Origin of the sequence: Ralstonia sp. 25mfcol4.1 (assembly GCF_900104095.1) — a bacterium.
Lineage (GTDB): Bacteria > Pseudomonadota > Gammaproteobacteria > Burkholderiales > Burkholderiaceae > Cupriavidus.
On the sequence record NZ_FNJO01000016.1, the window covers coordinates 1 to 15896 of the forward strand.

Genomic DNA, 15896 nt, shown 5'->3' on the forward strand with positions numbered 1-15896 from the left:
ACGCCGAACTGAGCGCCGCCACTGGCGTGCGCGTGTACTTCTGCGACCCGCATAGCCCCTGGCAGCGCGGCACCTGTGAGAACACCAATGGTCTGCTGCGCCAGTACTTACCCAAGGGCACCGACCTGTCCGTCTACTCGCAGGAGGAACTTGACGCCATCGCCGACAGCCTCAACGGCCGCCCGCGCAAAACCCTGAACTGGCACTCCCCGCTACAAGTCCTCGCTCAGGTTCTGGCCAATCCCACGGACCGGCTTCCTGTTCAATAACTGAGGGGTGTTGCACTTCGCACTTGAAACCGCCCGGTGTTTTCTTCTCTGATCACGTTGTTCACGAGTGTGCTGCTAAATGAGGATGGGGCCTACAGCCTGCCAACGTCTTCGCATACCATCGGCTACCACGCCACACAGCCCAGCACAACGTCCTGCCGTGAAGCCCCAGCCTCTTCCCCTATATCGAGCTAACGCGTGGCCTTGCCATGTTACTCAAGAGCGTTCGCGTCGAATGCGCGCCGGCGTATTGCCGGCGATGCGACGAAAGCACGTCGTCATGTGCGAGCGGTCCGCGAAGCCACAGACATTCGCAATGGTGGCCAACGGCATACTGGTTTCCAACAATAGCCGCATGGCACGGGCTACCCGCCGCCGCATGATGAAACGCAACGGTGCTTCGCCCGTGGAGGCGCGGAAGGCGCGCATGAAATGCGGAAGGCTGACTTCCGCCATCACCGCCAGTTCAGTGATGGCGATACTGTCGCCAAGATGCGCTTCGATGTAGTCGAGGATGCGTCGCAACCTGAACGGCGCGAGTCCGCCCTTGCAGGCCCGCGCGGGGGCGTTGATCCCGAGCCCGGCTATTTCCACAGCCAGCATACCGACGAGGCTTTCGCAGTAGAGCCGTTGCCCGATGTGTGGCGTGACGCACGCCAGCGCCAGACGGTCGGCCATGGCCCAGATCGGCTTGTTCTCGAACATCAGCCGTGACCGGAGACGGGCCGCAGCACTGGCGGCACCGCAAGCCTCGTCCAGCAGGGCATCGTCGAAATGGATCGCCACACAGCGAAAGCCGCGAATGAACCGGGTATAGCCGTACGCCTCGCCGCCCTGCTCGATGAGGCTGAGGTGGTCGCTGCCCCGATAGTAGTCGGCAAGCGGCTGCGATGGCCTGTAGCGCGCCTCGATGCGGCCGCCGGTCTCACGCAATGCGGCGCGCAGGCTCACGCGCCGCGATCCGATCGGGCGAGCAACGTCCTGCAGCTCGCCGTATTCGAAGACTTCCACCTCGGTGTTCGCCCAGGTACTGGCGATTCGGCTCTGATGCACGTCCGTGACGATACGTACCATTTTCCGTTCCCTGCCAACTTCCAACTACCGTGTGTACTGACAATATGGATTCGAGGCTGCAAATTTGTCTCGACCGGAATGCCAAGCTTCCGCTGTCGGAGCAGATTCGCCTGAGCATTGCCAGAGCGATAGACTCGGGCGTACTGCCCCCGGGCACCCGCCTGCCCTCATGGCAAGACCTGGCCGCTCGCCTCGGTGTAGCGCGCGGCACGGTACAAGCGGCGTATGAGCGTTTGTCCGACGCCCAGATCATCGAATCCTTCGGCGCACGGGGCACTCGCGTCGCACGCCACCCACGCTTACCGATGACCCAGCCAAAAGCGTCGCGGCACGGGGGCATTCATGAACACCTATCTCCAGATGAACACGGGACCGGCGGTCTTTCAGCTCGGCATACCGGCGCTGGAAGGGCTGCCAGACCGGCTTTTCGCGCGCACGCGTTCTTCGAATCTATTGAAAACGGGTGCGTTTTCGTCGTTGATCTATCCCGACCCGCGTGGCGAGCTTGCACTGCGCCGGGAGATTGCGGGCTATCTCGCCATTTCCAGAAACCTCCATTGCCACCCTGATCAGGTGTTCATCACTTCGGGATACATCTCTGGCCTGGGTCTCGCACTGCGCGTGCTGAAATTGGACGGCGAAAAGGCCTGGATGGAAGAGCCCGGCTTCATGGTCACTCGCAAGGCCCTGGAGCTCGCTCGCCTCACCACCGTTCTCGTACCCGTGGACACCGGCGGCATCAACGTCGAATATGGGATCGAGCACGCCCCGGACGCCGCATTGGCCATCGTGACACCCGGCCAACAAGCGCCGTTGGGCTCGACGCTTTCGTTGACGCGACGGCTACAGCTACTTGAATGGGCGGCTGCCAGCGACGCCTGGATTATCGAGGACGACTACCTCAGCGAACTGCAGCTCGATGGCCGCGCGGCACCCGCCCTGGCATCGCTGAGCGGAGCCGGACGGGTGATTCATATCGGCACATTCAGCAAGACAATCAGCCCGGCTCTACGACTGGGATTTGTCGTGGCACCCACCGAACTGATCGATCCGTTCTCAGAAGTGGCCGCAGCACTTGCACCCGAGCCCACACCAATCGTTCAACTCGCCACGGCTGCGTTCATGCGCGATGGCCACTACATCCGGCGCATTCGCCGACTCAAGCGCCTCTACACCATCCAGCGTGAAGCCCTGTGCGAGCAGTTGCGTTCGCGCGACGCTGCGTGGACAAAGGCGGGCCTGGCGGTACTGCTCAATCTGCCGGACGGCGCGCCCGACGCCCGGATCGCCCAGGAGGCGATGGCCTTCGGCATGGCGCCGTCGCCGTTATCGAAGTGGTTCGCCACGCCATCCCCCGCGGCCTCGGGCCTTCTATTAGGGATTGCAACTGCACCCGAAGCCGACGTCAGCGCGTCATGTCATCGTCTGTTCGAGATCATCGACCGGTTTTGCCAGCCGCCCACGGCCCCCGACCGACGCCAGAAGCAGGGAAACCGAGGCGCCCAACAACACAAGATCCTTGAGTAGAAACTGGCCCGGCACCGCTGAGATGGCTGGAAATCCACCGGCCGTCGTCTCGGCCACACCGGGCGTGCTCAAGAAGAAGGTAAGCGTGATCAGGTACGTTGCCGCCGACATGGCAGCACCCAACGCCGAGAAGATGGGTCGGAACGCACCAAGAATCAGCGCCACCGCAGTCGACAGTTCGAGTATCCCGATGGCGTAGCTTGCCCCTTGCACGCCAAGCAGCACGTGCATCCAACTCATGATCGGGCTGTTGGCGATGAACGGTGCGATGCCATTGGCTTCGTAAGCCGTGAACTTCATGCCGCCGAACCAGAGGAACACGACAGCCAGCGTCCACCTGAGAGGGGCCAGCAGAGACAGCGGTCCAATGCCGTTTTCGGCGATCCGCAGCCGAAGGTGGTGTGCAAGGGTTTTCATGTGGTTTTCCATTGAAATTCGTCTGGGCGCCTGAGCTTTCAATCTAGCCCCGCGCGAATTCGATTTCGAGACTGCATTGGCGTAATCCGCTGCGCGAAAGGATCAAACCCTCGTGCATCACTTACCCTGGCGTGCCATGCGGCGCCATTGCCCCGGGGTCATGCTCATTGTCTCGGTGAACACGCGCCGGAATGCCGCAACGGACCGGTAGCCCACCGAGTCAGCCACCGCTTCGGTGCTTGCCGCCGGCTTTTTCAGCGCGTTGGCCGCGAGGCTCATGCGGATATCGGTGAGCAGATCGCTGGCCGAGCGCCCGAGACTGGACTGGAAATGCCGCATGAAGGTGGCGCGAGACATGCTGCACAGCTCTGCAAGCTCAGACAGGTTCCAAGGGCGGGCCGGATCGGCGAACATGGCCGAGATCGCCGGGGCCAGCCGTGGATGCCCGGCAAGCGCCAGCAAGCCTGCCGGCGACTGTTCCGATTCACTTGCCGCGCGCAGCACCAGTGTGAACAGTGCAAAGCTCAACGCGTTGAGCATGGCGTATCCCCCGGGCTTGTCCGTGGCGCATTCCATGCGCATGAGCCCCATCAGCCTGGCCAGATCCTTTGTGGCGGACAAGACATCGTCTTTACCTCCGTCTTCCGTCCCCCGCACCACGAACGTCGCGGGCAGGTAATCACGAATCATCCGGTCGTGCGGCGGCCCGATGAAGAACCGTCCGCACAGCATGTCCAGCGGCTCGCCCTTACCGTCGTTCTCGCTAAGCGTCCAGCCTGCGGAGCCCCGGCGATTGGAAGTGGGCCCTGGAGCATGCCCGCTACCATCGTGGAGCACGTGCGCCGCGCCGTGAGGCAGCAAGAGGATGTCGCCAGCCGACAGCTCCGTGAGCGTGCGCGTCTGCGGATCCTCCAGGACGGCCCGCCCCTTTAGCACCATGTGATACGGAATCTCGTGCGCGGCTGACTTGTCCCAGGCCACGCGCCAAGGCGCGCCGTACACGCAGCGCACCTGCAGTTGCCCGGTGATGTCGATCATCTGCAGAAGCTGGCTCAGCCAGTCGATCCGGGACACTTGACCGTCGGAATATTGATCCACTTGAACGCCTCATCGCGATCGCGCCCGGGACGCAGCGCCTACCCAACACACGCTACGTCCCCGCTGGCTTCAGATCGAACCGGCCGGCGCCACCGCCGGGAAGTCTTTTTCCGGATCGAACACATTGTTGAAGAAGTTGGTCAACGAGTACATGGCCACCAGCGCAACAATCTCCATGACGTTGGCTTCCGTGTAGCCGGCATCGCGGACCGCCTTCAGGTCGGCGTCGCTCACCTGGCCGCGCGTCTCGATGACCTTGCGCGCAAATTGCAGCGCCGCGTCGCGCTTCGGATCACTGGCGTGACCCTTCCGCGCAAGGATAATCTCATCGGCTGGCAGTTTGGCCAGGTGCTCTGCCGTAAAGCTGTGAACGGTCAGGCAGTAGTTGCAGCCATTCACTTCGGACACAGCCAGGCCGATGCCGTCGCGCGTCTTCACATCGAGCGCCTTGCTCAGGCCGCCCAGCAGCGTTGCCCATGCGTTGAACGCGATCGGGCTCTGCGCGAAGCTCGCCATCATGTTCGGCGTGAAGCCGATATTCTTCGTGAATGCATCGAGCGTCGCCTTCGATTCGGCCGGTACCTGTTCCGGTTTCAGCACTGCGGTTCTTGCCATGGTGGACTCCTTGGATAAATAGAATGCGATTGACGGTTAAACGAGATCCAGCACGTCGGCCACGGGCAAGCGCGGCTTCTGCGCCCAGTTTCCCGGACGCTCGACGCCCACGGAAAGCAGCATGACCGGCACCTCGTTGGCCGCCAGCCCAAATTCGCCATGCACCGCCTCGGCATCGAAGCCAATCATCGGGGTCGAGCCCAGGCCCAGCGAACGGGCCGCGTAGATCATCGCGGCCGCGCCGAACGTGCCCGTCCGCACGGCTTCATCCCGTTGACGTTGGGGATAGTCCTGGTACAGATCGCGTGCGGGGTTTTCCCACTCGGAGACCATCTCCGCCGGCATGACGCCGGCCGCCACCAGCGGCGCCAGGCGTTGGGGAATCACGCTGGCGTCGGCCAGTTGGCCGATGATGATGAAGGTCACGGCGGCATCGGTGATCGCCGGCTGGCTCCAGGCAATCGGGCTAAGCTTGGCCTTGGCAGCCGCCGTGCGCACGGCGATGAATCGCCAGTTCTGCATGTGGAACGACGTCGGTGCTGAGGTGCCGATGCGAACCAGCTCGCGGATCTGGTCGTCGCTCAAGGTGGCGGCGGGGTCGTAGTACTTGGCCGCGCTGCGGCTCAGGATGCATTCGATAACGGCGTTTGTCATGTTGATTGCGGTAGTCATCTGGATTTTCAAGGTTGGAGCCGACGCCGAAGGCCATTCGGCGCGGCGGCTTGGACTTTCTGGCACTAACGTTTCATCGGTCGGTTGTGAGCCTCCACTTTAGGTATGTCGGATAGCGATTTCGAGTCCGTTTTGGCTCAAGATAGTGCTCAAAAGGATCAGTCCGGTATGGATCTCAAGCTACACAGGCGGCAGACGACCATGGCGCTCCTGGGGTGCGCCGCGCATGTCACACAAAGGTTGGGGAACGCGTTGATATGTGCCCGGGATCAGGCTGCGAGCTTCGGCGCCTGGGTACCGAAATGGGGATGCCGAAAGAAAATGTCCGCAGCCCAGTTCACGAACACACGCACCTTTGCCGACAGATGCCGGTTCTGCGGATACATCGCGGAGATCGGTATTGGGTCGGTCTGCCACCTGGACATGATTTCGGCCAGCCGGCCACTATCGACATAAGGCGCGGCTGTGGCCCGTGACATGCGGGCAATGCCGTGGCCGTCCAACGCGCAGCCCAGAAGGACATCGGTATCGTTGGTAGCAATCATGGAGGGCGGCAATACTTCGCCGCGTTCCCCATCGCAAACGAGGGACCACGGCGTCGCACGTCCGGTGCGGTTCGACAGAAGATGCACCGCCCTGTGCTGCGCCAGGTCCGTAAGATTCTGGGGAGTGCCGAAGCGGCGCAGATAGATCGGCGACTCGTAGAGGCCCAGCCGCAGCCACCCGATGCGCCGTGCCACCATGGCTTCTTCCAGCGCGCCCACACGCAGCACCACGTCGACGCCTTCTTTGAGCAGGTCAATCGGCTTGCCGTTACTGGTCAGTTCGAGCCTGATCTCCGGATACGCATTGCAGAAGTCATGCAGTTGCGGCATCAGGACCATTTTCGCGATCCCGCTCGTGGTGTCCACGGTCAGCGTGCCGCGCGGCGAGTTGTTATGGCGCGTCAGCAGGTATTCCGCTTCGTCGATGTCGGCCAGGATGCGTACGCAGCGTTCGTAGTAGGCGGCGCCATCTGTGGTCACGCTGATGTGACGCGTGGTCCGGTGCAGCAGCTTGACCGCAAGATGCATTTCCAGCTTCTGGATCAGTCGGGTAAGCGTGGCCTTGGGAAGATTCAGCGATTTTGCGGCGCCTGCAAAGCTGCCGATATCCACCACCCGCGTGAAAGCCTGCATCGAGACGAGACGATCCATGACAACAGCGCTCCAAAGGCGTAGGGCTTTGAGACCGTCTCATGTGGCGCTCACTGAGTGACTGGGAGACCGTCTTGATGGTCGCATTCTGTACGGTCGAGCGCACGAGTTGAAGAACCAAGATTTCCGCTTTCATGTGTACCAAGAATTGGGGGCGCCCTGCCAAGCCCTGACTCAGGTAGCCAGAAAACCGCGACCGGCCAGAAGCGCCATTCGACGGCGCTGGAGGGACCTGTTGGGTCGCGAGATATGGGGCGAAGACCCTGACCTCATCGGGTCGGGCTACGAGACCGCCTTTCGGCAGGCTGCCGAGTCGGGTATGGCGAGCAGTGCCACCGACTTCTATACGCCCCGCCCGGTACCTGATTTGATGTGCGGGCGTTCGCCGGCGGCGACGGTGTCATCGTGCCGGCCCGCGACGCCACCGAAGCGCGCGCGATTTCGGACCGCTTGTCGCGCCAGGCAACGCATGACGAGTTCACCGGCCTCATCAGCACTGGTTTCGGATGCGGCCGAAGCGGCCGGCGTATGCCCTTCCGCACTGACTATCGAGTTGACTGAGACTGTCGTCATGAGCGACGTTGCCGCCGCGTCGCGCGCGCTTTAAGAGGTACGAAGGCTTGGCGTAACCGTCTCGCCCGGTGATTCCGGCACCGGCTACAGGACCTGTCATCGGGCACGCGCGGTGGTCGAAGCAATGGTCGTACTCGCGCGCTGCGCATGAAAACCGTCGCGGAAGGACGCCAGAACCGGATCGCGCTAGCCGTCAACACACGGCCCCGGCGGTTCGCGCACGCGACTTTAGTCCGGCGGTTGAAGCTGGCACGGACGTTGCTGCCTGATACGCCACTGCATAGTTATGCCTGACTCACTGGCATCTGATCTTTCGGGGAGCGTTTGATGAAGAAAAAGATTGCGCACTTGGCAGCCTTCGCGCTGTCCATTGGCGTACTGGCTTTCGGCACTGGCTGCGCACTGGCACAGACATATCCATCGAGGACGATCAGACTGGTGGTTCCTTTTCCGCCAGCCGGTGCCACTGACGTCCTGGGCCGGGCGATTGCGCAGAAGCTGTCCGAAGGACTCGGGCAGCCAGTGGTGGTGGAGAACCGGCCTGGTGCCGGCAGCACCATTGGCTCGGACATCGTCGCAAAAGCGGCGCCGGATGGCTACACGCTATTGTTGGCGTCAGGCTCGCTTGCCATCGCATCCAACCTATACCCCAAACTGGGCTTCGATATTCTCAAGAGCTTCACGCCGATCTCGCTTGTGGGCCATGTACCCCATATGCTGGTCGTGAGCCCTTCGATTCCGGCGAATTCGGTCAAGGAACTCGTCGCGCTGGCCAAGTCCAAGCCCGGACAAATAAGCGCCGCTTCGCAGGGAAATGGCACGCTGTCTCACCTTGAGCTGGAAATGTTCAAGTTGTCCACTGGCGCCGACATGCTGCATGTCCCGTATAAAGGCAGCAATAACGTCATGCCCGATTTACTTGCCGGCAACGTCTCGGTGTTCTTTGATAGCGTGCCGTCTTCCATGCCGCTCGTGAAGAGCGGAAAGCTCAGAGCACTTGGTGTCGTAGGGGCCAAGCGCCTGCCCATGAGCCCGGACATTCCGACACTGGCCGAAGCCGGACTTCCTGGTTTCGAAATGAAGAACTGGTTCGCGCTGCTGGCACCTGCAGGTATGCCGGCCGAGAGGGTCGAGTTGCTCAACACGCAGGTGCAAAAGGCAGTGGCCGCTCCGGATCTTGCCGCGCGGCTGGCCGAGCAGGGGGTCATCCTGGAAGCCAGCACGCCCAAGCAGTTGAGCACGCTGATGCAATCGGACGTCGCAAAGTGGGGCAAGGTCATCAAGAGTGCAAACGTGCACCTGAATTGAGCGCGGCGGCGAGGATCTCCCAAAGATGCGGATCGCAGTTGCCGAGCTTGCGTTCACGCAGCGTGAGGCGCCTGGCTACGCCGTGGAACGTAGCGTATCCAGCCGCCCGTCCCCCAGCCATGCGCGCTAGGCAACACCGTCGTGCGCGTGGTCCGCGGCGCTTGTCTTCAGCGCTGGCCGTTAGCGCTTCCGCTCTCGCAGCGGTGGCGACCTAGGCCGCCACGTTGCCGGTCAGCACAAAGGACAATACGTCGTCGGCCGTCGGTATGCCCCACGTCTGATCGGCAAGCCACTGGTAGAAGCTCGTCTGGGCGACCTTGGTCGGCCGCTTTCGGGCGACAAGTTGCAGTTCTGCGGTCGCACACTGCGCGTTGTACCTGCTGATGAGCGGCATCTGCTCCTCGTCGGCAAGGCTCACGAAATACGCCTGTGCGCGGGGCAGGCGCGCGGCGATGTAACGGTCCATCGCCTCTTTTGCGGACTTCGCCGGGGGCGGCGGTGGGGCGGCCGGTTCTTCGGTCGCGCCCATTGTCGCGCCAGTTGCCGGCCTGGTCCCTCCAACCCTTCCCTTTCCAGCGTTGGCCGTGCGCCCATCGCGGCCACCCGCGCCGTCACCCACACCTTGCCCCGCCATGTCGCCCAGTATCTTGCGAAAATACGCGGGCACATTGTCGATCGCCGGGGCGTCGGTAGCGGACTCACGTGTGCGGATGTGAGCGATAGCTTCGTGCAGGGCCCCGTGCGGGTGCATCGTGGCCAGCTTGCGCGCCTCGCTGGCCGGCAAGCCCAAGCCGATGATCGCCGGTATCAGGTCGCCGACGTTGGCCTCATCGCCTGCTTCGCGGCCATCGGCCTCGCCACTGCTCGCGTCCTCCTTGCGCGTGATCCTGAACTGCAGCTCGGTGACCGAGCGACCGACCTTGTGCTCGATAAGCTCGAGGTAGTGATCGGACACGTTGCAGATCTCCGCGATGCAGGGGTTGAGCACCGCGCGCTTGAAGATCTTGTATTCCTTGTACTTGGTCTCGCTCTCCTCGCGCCCAAGGATCAGATTCCGAAAGACGGCCAACGGAATGCGCGCGGTGATCCCGGCGCGTTCGTAACGGACGGTGTTTTCCCAGATCGCGAGCGAATGGGCCCGACGAAACAGCTTCGCTATCCGCATGTCGATCATCGCGTAGCGCTCCGGATTCAACAGTTCTTCGCGGATCTGAGGAGCAAACGAGTACGAGAGTTGGGAGCCCGTGATCCGCGCTCCGGCCAGCAGGGTCGAGCCGGTCCAGGTCGCGGTCCCGTCGCTATTGAGCTGATCCCAGTCGACGACCGTCCGCATCAGGGACTTTGCCGTCTCCTTGATATAGCTCGTGTCCTTGGTGGTCAGCGCAAGGTTCGCCATCATCTCCGGAATCGAGATCTGGAAAGTCTCGACGGTCCGGGCCTCCCCGAGGCGAAGTTCGATCGCATTCTTGATGAGCGCGTTAAACAGGCGTCGTTGCTGCAGTGTGAGCGAGCCGCCGACTGGTGAAACGTGGATGGCCTGGACCGCTTTCTTGAAGGGCTCCGCCACTTCCGGCTCCTGAACCTGGGTGAGTTGGCTGCCCTTGCGTGCCTTCGCGCGTGCCATCTGCGTGCCTGCGATGTGGAGATGGGTGAAATGTTAGACGGGTCGCGTTCACCTATCAAGGTGACGCGCGTGGCGTGAAGCTCGGGCACCGCGCCGAGGCGAGGTGAACCAAGGCGTGGCCGACCTGGCGGCTGCCCCCAAATCGTTTCACCTTTGGGCGCAAGCATACCTTCCCCCAAATTTCTTCACCTTTGACCTCAATGACATCGCAGGCCGTCCGATGGGGGCAAAGGTCAAGGGCGATGGGGTAAATGGCGCGATTCAAGGTGAAAGATGTTGGGGATCGGTCGCCCAGAGCCTGGCCATGCTCGACACCAAGAAGCGAGACCCGTTTCCGGGCGTGCGGGGCCTCAATGGCGTTCACCTTAGCTGCGAGCATGGCTGCGCGCCTAATGGAAAGGGATCTCCCTTAACTCGCTCTACCCCCAAATCACTTCACCTAATGGTGTATCGCTCCGGCTCGAGCGCGTTGCCGCGCTAGCACCGTCTGATTTTATTGCTCCCCAAATCCCTTCACCTTATTTCCGAATTTGGGAGTGGCCCCAATGGTGTTCACCTTAGTGAAATCGAAAGGCTGCTTACTCCCCATTAGTGTTCACCTATTCGCAAATACCGCGAGGGCTTTCACCTCAATAGGGTTCACCTTTTTTATGACAGACGTTTCTGCGGCCCACTACAAATATCCTTATTCATCGACCAGAGGGGTATTTCGACGTTGCCATCACGGAGGTCATGCCTTATTCCTGCGCTTGAAAAAAACAGAGCGCATTGGGAAACAGGTGAACATTATTGGGGACGCCATAGGGCGCACGGGCGACCGTGCTCGCGGCGCGTTGCGACGTCGACGAGCGATCAGGCGCCGCTACTCGCTGTTTATATGTGAGTAGTCACTCTCTACAGAGGTCGCTGTAGACTTAGTTGCGCATCATCCAGTCCCACGCGTGCAATGGCGCGAGCTGGCGCTGCGCTTGATCGGCCTGATACGTCGGTGCTTGTGCAAAGAAAATGTGCTCACGCTTGGTCCGGACGAAATACAGCGGCATCCACGCAAGGTGGGACTCAGACCTGGAATGCGTGGCGCACGTCGCTGGCTTGTGCGAGGTCCAATCCGCGTTTGTACCCGCAGAAGCGAATTGCTCATCGGCGCCAATGCACCGAACAACGATATTTTCCGGCGCGAAATCAAGGTTGCCATAGCCCTGCAATGGAAAATCCATGGCGCCAGACAAAGGAAATGACGCGTATACGCGTCGATGTGACGTAAACCTCTTGCGGTTTACGTATACGGTCGCTATTCTACGGCCAACCATTTAATTGACGGAAAGCGTCTAAGTTTCTGGTTCGGCGCCGGTCAGGCGCTTCGGGACCTTTCCAACGGATTTACAACTGTTATGGCACGAACGAGCTTACTCAAGGCAGAACTCCCGCGCCCAGATTTTTCAGACGATCACGGCCTGTCAATCGACGGGCTTGCGGCCGTTGCGGCGCAGGCCAACGACGTCTTTGGGCAAATTCGGGATGCCATGCTGGAACCTTACCCCCGTAAGATTCCGCCCTCGTTCACGAGCAGCCAGATCGCCACGCTTTGCGGGGTCGACAAGGCGCGCTTCCATTATCTTGCCACCAAAGGCGGATTGCCGGCCGGTACTTCACAAGGCAACGGCCGGGCGAAGGTCTTCAGCCTGGAAGACGCCATCACCTGGGTACAGCACGCCAACGGCCGCACCAAGCGGCCCGAAGGCCAGCGCGGGCGTATCGTCACGGTCGGTAATTTCAAGGGCGGTGTCGCCAAGACCACGACCGCGGTCTGCCTGGCACAGGCCTTGACCCTGCTCGGCCGGCGGGTCCTGATTGTCGACTGCGATCCGCAGGGCACCACGACCCAGCTTTGCGGCTGGGCCCCGGATGCCGAGATTGCCGAAGAGCAGACGCTGCTGCCGCTGATCTATGGTGACCAGACGACGCTGGACTATGCCGTCCAGACGACGTATTGGCACAACCTGGATCTGATCCCTGCCTCGTCGGCACTGTTCGATGCGGAATTCGAGATTCCGTCGAAGGTGCTGTCCGAGTCCGGCTTCGAGTTCTGGGACATCCTGCGCAAGGGCCTGGTGCCGCTGTCCGAGCAGTACGACGTGATCATCATCGACACGCCGCCTGCGTTGAGCTACATCACGATCAACGCGCTGATTGCATCGGATGGCATTCTGATGCCCTGCCCGCCTGACGGGCTGGACTTTGCCAGCTCGACGCAGTTCTGGCACCTCTTTTCGGATATCGCAAAGAAGCTGCCTGGCGTACTGGAATCCAAACGCTATGACTTCATCAACATCGTGCTCACCAAGGTGAAACAGGATGCTGTGTCGCGAGTCGTGCGCGAGTGGATGGTCAAGGCCTACGGCAATCGTGTACTGAGCATCGAAATTCCCGAGTCATCGGTCCCCAAGGGCGCTTCGGCACAGCTGGCGACCGTCTATGACCTCTCCAAGCCCGACGGCAGCGTCGAAGCGTATCAGCGTTTCCGCGATCCGCTGGACAAGCTCGCCCTGCATGTCGACGACCAGTTCGTCAGGGCGTGGACAGAAAGGAAAGAAGTATGAGAATCGGCGACAAGTTGTTGGCAAAGACCGCCAACATCGCAGTCAAAACCAATACGCCTAAACCCGAAGCCAACGAGCCCAAGACGTCGCCCGGCCGCATGCTGGCGGCGCAGTCTGCCGTCGCGGCAGCCGAGCGCCGGGTTGCCGAGCTCGAAGCGAGTGTCGGCAAGGCTGTCGAAGTCGCGCTCGACGAAATTACCGAAGTCCCCGGGCGTCGGCGCAAGCTTACGCCTGAACAGTATGCTGAGCTGCGGGAGAACCTGCGTAATAACAAGCTGGTTCACCCGATCACGCTCGTCGTGCGCGGAGATGGCAAGAAGGAACTCGTAGCCGGTCACAACCGGTTTTACGTCTTCAAGGAACTCGGCCGGGACACGATCCCGGCGGTGTTTGCCGATCTTGCGGACGTCGAGCAGATCGAGGAAGCCGCGTTCTATTCGAACCTGCTCTCCCCTTCGCTGCCCGACTTCGAAAAGTACCTGGGATTTCAGAAGCACCTCGATCGCACGGGGCAGTCGCAGCAGGACATTGCGGCGGCCGCAGGCATTTCTGCCGGGCACCTGAGCAAGCTGTTCTCGTATGCGCGTTTGCCTGGACCCGCCATCGCGGCGCTTGACGCGGCAAATGATCGTGGTCGCTTGGGTGTCAACGCGGCTTACGAGATGGCGACGTTTTTGGGCGAGCACCCGGACCAGGAGGCCGCAGTCACGGAGGTCGTGGAAAGACTGCTAAGCGACGATAAGGTCACGCAAAAGCAGGCGATCGCCCTCCTCCATGCGCGCGTGCGGCAAACAACTGTTTCGCCGGTGGCGGCGAAAACACATCGGATCAAGGCGGGAACGCGTGAACTGTGTGCGGTGACGACGCGCAATGGGACGGTCACGCTGAAGTTCAAGAATGCCGAAGACGCACAAGCCTGGGAAAAGCGGGTGCGGGAGTTCATCGAGGCCAACGCAGAGACGAACAACTAAAAAGCAGGTTTTCTGCCTTTTACAACACATGAGAGAGTGAGCGAATGAATTAAAGCGCGCTTTTGACACATCCCTCACCACAAAGACAAAGGCCTGGGCGGGAACCCAGGCCTCTGCTGAGATTCGGACGGGAATCCGAAACTCGATTTGGTGGAGTTTGATAGCTCAAAGCTCAACCTACACGTATCTACGGCGGGAACCGTGAACACGAGTCGCAACGAGTGTTCAGTGTAGCGAGTGATTTTGCCTAGTCAAGCTCCGGAGGGCGTTCGTCCTTAAAAATCGGAGTCAATATGACTATTGCGCAACGCTACGCGCCGGGCGAGGCTATCGCTCGCCCTTCTCCTCTACCGCTCGCGCTCATTGAAGCCCGGGCTGCCGTATTCGATCCGCTTAATTGCCTGGACCTCGGGATTACCGCCCGTCGGGTTCTTTTTGGCATTCTGCGATTCTTCAATTTGTCTCGTCCCTCCTCGTCCATCTGGCCACGCCGGGATTTGCTGCGCGCCGAGTCCCTGCTCAACAGCGAGTCATCCCTCTATCGTGGGCTCGCCGATTTGCAGCGACATGGCTACGTCGTTCGTGAGCAGATTCGCATAGCACGTTCCGGGCGGTTTCACGTCTCTCCGGTTCGGCTCACAGAGAAAGCACAGATTCTTCTCGGTCTCGTCGGGCGGACCTCAAAGGAGGATAGGCGTCGAAAAGTTATCCACAAGGAACCGTCTCTCACAGTGGAAGACGGCCAATATAAGGAACATACCAACAAGCAGAAGTCTTTACAGAATTCATTCGCAAGCGAGCCTCCGGCAGATAGGGACTCGGCTTCCAAGGTCCCGCTTTCGTTAGTCTGGTTGCTCAAACTCGGATTGACTGCGCGTGCTGTGTTCTCGCTGATGGGCATCGCCAAGCGTCATGGCAAACGACTGGAGGACATCGCTACGGCATTCCGGGAACGTCTGTCGGCGCTCACCAGTCGCGAGGCATACGCGTACATCCGGTCGCTTGCTGGAAAGGATCTGGACTTCGCGGCAATTGCTTCCGGCAAGGAGGGCGCTATCCGGGCCGCCACGGAGGTCCAAAGCGCGAAGAACCTCTTGGCCTCCATTCTTGCCAAGTCGCACGGGCTGACGGTCGTGAAGCGTGACGGAACCACGTTGGGTCGGATTGACGCGCACACCCAGGTCGTCATGGGGCAGGGCGGATCCTTTCCGGTCAATCTACGCTTCGCTCTGGCTTTGCAGAAGGGGCAGATGAGCATTCGACGACTATCCGCTTAGCATCGAGGGGGCGTGTACTTGCCTTTTATTCGTCGCGCTTGTCTTGGGTGGAGAGTGAAGTGTGGGATGCGAGACTCAACGGAGGTATTGTCGAATGCGGAAGGAGCGGCGGCGCAGAATCGATTCCCGGGGACATATGCGCAGGACACAATCGATGCGCCGCAAAATTTGTGGGGCCTGTTTAGAGGGATGTCAGATTGCTTGCGTGTGGAACGCGATCACATCAGATTTCGTGGCGTCGAGGGCGGGTTTCTAGTAGAAAGCCAATGAAATCAGTAGCTTACAGTGTCAGCAGTTTTTGGGCGACCGTGGTGATGAAAAGTGACCCATCTTCTAACCGTTTGATTATTAAGGCTTTCTATTAGAAAGCCCCTCGTCGTCGGGACTGAGCTTGGATCGTCATTACAGGGAGGCAGCGTCTGTGCCGCGTCGGGCAGAGTGACATAAGTCAGCGGCGGCCTGGTACGGGCGCTTCTACGCCACCACGTTATATCGCGCACACCTCGGGTCACGTTGTAGCACGCTTGGCTCCTAACACCGGGTGAGCCGGCGAGCGACTAATTGGCGTTGATGGAGAGGCGCCGTATGAAGTGGCTACCAAGCAACAGAGTGCATCGTCAAGGGGCGGCTATGGATCTCAGCGCCTGAGCCGCGATAAGAGACACTTCCTCGAAG

13 protein-coding genes and 1 pseudogene are annotated in these 15896 nt (G+C 60.8%); 6 read left to right on the top strand and 8 right to left on the bottom strand.

Annotated features, from left to right (window positions below):
• Positions 1–269 (top strand): IS30 family transposase (locus BLQ58_RS23375; protein WP_139186154.1); only part of this gene is annotated, 269 nt, incomplete at its 5' end.
• Between the two features lie 216 nt (positions 270–485).
• Here the strand turns inward: BLQ58_RS23375 and BLQ58_RS23380 are convergent.
• The gene (locus BLQ58_RS23380; RefSeq protein ID WP_092602418.1) at positions 486–1343 is read right to left on the bottom strand and encodes an AraC family transcriptional regulator; all 858 of its coding nucleotides are present in this window, start codon (positions 1341–1343) and stop codon (positions 486–488) included.
• A gap of 44 nt (positions 1344–1387) precedes the next feature.
• On the opposite strand from BLQ58_RS23380, the pseudogene BLQ58_RS23385 reads away from it, so the two are divergent.
• A pseudogene (locus tag BLQ58_RS23385) lies at positions 1388–2795 on the top strand (PLP-dependent aminotransferase family protein); the annotation flags it as partial.
• Here the strand turns inward: BLQ58_RS23385 and BLQ58_RS23390 are convergent.
• The 5 genes from BLQ58_RS23390 to BLQ58_RS23410 all read right to left on the bottom strand — a co-directional run bounded on the left by BLQ58_RS23390 (position 2757) and on the right by BLQ58_RS23410 (position 6868).
• The gene (locus tag BLQ58_RS23390; RefSeq protein WP_092602420.1) at positions 2757–3287 is read right to left on the bottom strand and encodes a YkgB family protein; all 531 of its coding nucleotides are present in this window, start codon (positions 3285–3287) and stop codon (positions 2757–2759) included. The pseudogene BLQ58_RS23385 and the gene BLQ58_RS23390 overlap by 39 nt on opposite strands.
• A 117-nt stretch (positions 3288–3404) precedes the next feature.
• Positions 3405–4361, bottom strand: a complete 957-nt coding sequence (locus BLQ58_RS23395; RefSeq protein WP_092602564.1) for an AraC family transcriptional regulator — start codon at positions 4359–4361, stop codon at positions 3405–3407.
• Between the two features lie 93 nt (positions 4362–4454).
• Positions 4455–5000, bottom strand: coding sequence for a carboxymuconolactone decarboxylase family protein (locus BLQ58_RS23400; protein ID WP_092602422.1), 546 nt, complete (start codon positions 4998–5000; stop codon positions 4455–4457).
• A 36-nt stretch (positions 5001–5036) separates the two neighbouring features.
• A complete protein-coding gene (locus BLQ58_RS23405; RefSeq protein ID WP_092602424.1) occupies positions 5037–5672 on the bottom strand; it encodes a nitroreductase family protein in 636 nt (211 codons plus the stop codon).
• Positions 5673–5941: 269 nt separating this feature from the next.
• Entirely contained in the window at positions 5942–6868 is a 927-nt protein-coding gene (locus BLQ58_RS23410; protein WP_092602426.1) for a LysR family transcriptional regulator, read from the bottom strand.
• Positions 6869–7768: 900 nt separating this feature from the next.
• On the opposite strand from BLQ58_RS23410, the gene BLQ58_RS23420 reads away from it, so the two are divergent.
• Positions 7769–8749: a Bug family tripartite tricarboxylate transporter substrate binding protein gene (locus BLQ58_RS23420; protein WP_092602430.1), complete on the top strand. Its 981-nt coding sequence runs from the start codon at positions 7769–7771 to the stop codon at positions 8747–8749.
• Between the two features lie 211 nt (positions 8750–8960).
• On the opposite strand, the gene BLQ58_RS23425 is transcribed toward BLQ58_RS23420, so the two are convergent.
• Both BLQ58_RS23425 and BLQ58_RS23430 read right to left on the bottom strand, forming a co-directional pair.
• A complete protein-coding gene (locus tag BLQ58_RS23425) occupies positions 8961–10373 on the bottom strand; it encodes a replication initiation protein (protein ID WP_029051519.1) in 1413 nt (470 codons plus the stop codon).
• Between the two features lie 914 nt (positions 10374–11287).
• Positions 11288–11590: a hypothetical protein gene (locus tag BLQ58_RS23430; RefSeq protein WP_029051520.1), complete on the bottom strand. Its 303-nt coding sequence runs from the start codon at positions 11588–11590 to the stop codon at positions 11288–11290.
• 174 nt (positions 11591–11764) lie between these two features.
• Between BLQ58_RS23430 and BLQ58_RS23435 the strand changes: the two genes are divergently transcribed.
• The 3 genes from BLQ58_RS23435 (at position 11765) to BLQ58_RS23445 (ending at position 15221) form a co-directional block, all read left to right on the top strand.
• Entirely contained in the window at positions 11765–12973 is a 1209-nt protein-coding gene (locus BLQ58_RS23435; RefSeq protein ID WP_029051521.1) for a ParA family protein, read from the top strand.
• The gene (locus BLQ58_RS23440) at positions 12970–13944 is read left to right on the top strand and encodes a ParB/RepB/Spo0J family partition protein (RefSeq protein ID WP_029051522.1); all 975 of its coding nucleotides are present in this window, start codon (positions 12970–12972) and stop codon (positions 13942–13944) included. Before BLQ58_RS23435 ends, BLQ58_RS23440 begins: the two co-directional genes overlap by 4 nt.
• 293 nt (positions 13945–14237) lie before the next feature.
• The gene (locus tag BLQ58_RS23445; RefSeq protein WP_029051523.1) at positions 14238–15221 is read left to right on the top strand and encodes a hypothetical protein; all 984 of its coding nucleotides are present in this window, start codon (positions 14238–14240) and stop codon (positions 15219–15221) included.
• Positions 15222–15896: the final 675 nt, after the last annotated feature.

What these genes read in the sequence shown, in the direction of transcription:
- BLQ58_RS23380 (WP_092602418.1), bottom strand. Translation starts at nt 1,343, where the DNA reads ATGGTACGTATCGTCACGGACGTGCATCAGAGCCGAATCGCCAGTACC.
- BLQ58_RS23390 (WP_092602420.1), bottom strand. Translation starts at nt 3,287, where the DNA reads ATGAAAACCCTTGCACACCACCTTCGGCTGCGGATCGCCGAAAACGGC.
- BLQ58_RS23400 (WP_092602422.1), bottom strand. Translation starts at nt 5,000, where the DNA reads ATGGCAAGAACCGCAGTGCTGAAACCGGAACAGGTACCGGCCGAATCG.
- BLQ58_RS23405 (WP_092602424.1), bottom strand. Translation starts at nt 5,672, where the DNA reads ATGACTACCGCAATCAACATGACAAACGCCGTTATCGAATGCATCCTG.
- BLQ58_RS23410 (WP_092602426.1), bottom strand. Translation starts at nt 6,868, where the DNA reads ATGGATCGTCTCGTCTCGATGCAGGCTTTCACGCGGGTGGTGGATATC.
- BLQ58_RS23420 (WP_092602430.1), top strand. Translation starts at nt 7,769, where the DNA reads ATGAAGAAAAAGATTGCGCACTTGGCAGCCTTCGCGCTGTCCATTGGC.
- BLQ58_RS23425 (WP_029051519.1), bottom strand. Translation starts at nt 10,373, where the DNA reads ATGGCACGCGCGAAGGCACGCAAGGGCAGCCAACTCACCCAGGTTCAG.
- BLQ58_RS23430 (WP_029051520.1), bottom strand. Translation starts at nt 11,590, where the DNA reads ATGGATTTTCCATTGCAGGGCTATGGCAACCTTGATTTCGCGCCGGAA.
- BLQ58_RS23435 (WP_029051521.1), top strand. Translation starts at nt 11,765, where the DNA reads ATGGCACGAACGAGCTTACTCAAGGCAGAACTCCCGCGCCCAGATTTT.
- BLQ58_RS23440 (WP_029051522.1), top strand. Translation starts at nt 12,970, where the DNA reads ATGAGAATCGGCGACAAGTTGTTGGCAAAGACCGCCAACATCGCAGTC.
- BLQ58_RS23445 (WP_029051523.1), top strand. Translation starts at nt 14,238, where the DNA reads ATGACTATTGCGCAACGCTACGCGCCGGGCGAGGCTATCGCTCGCCCT.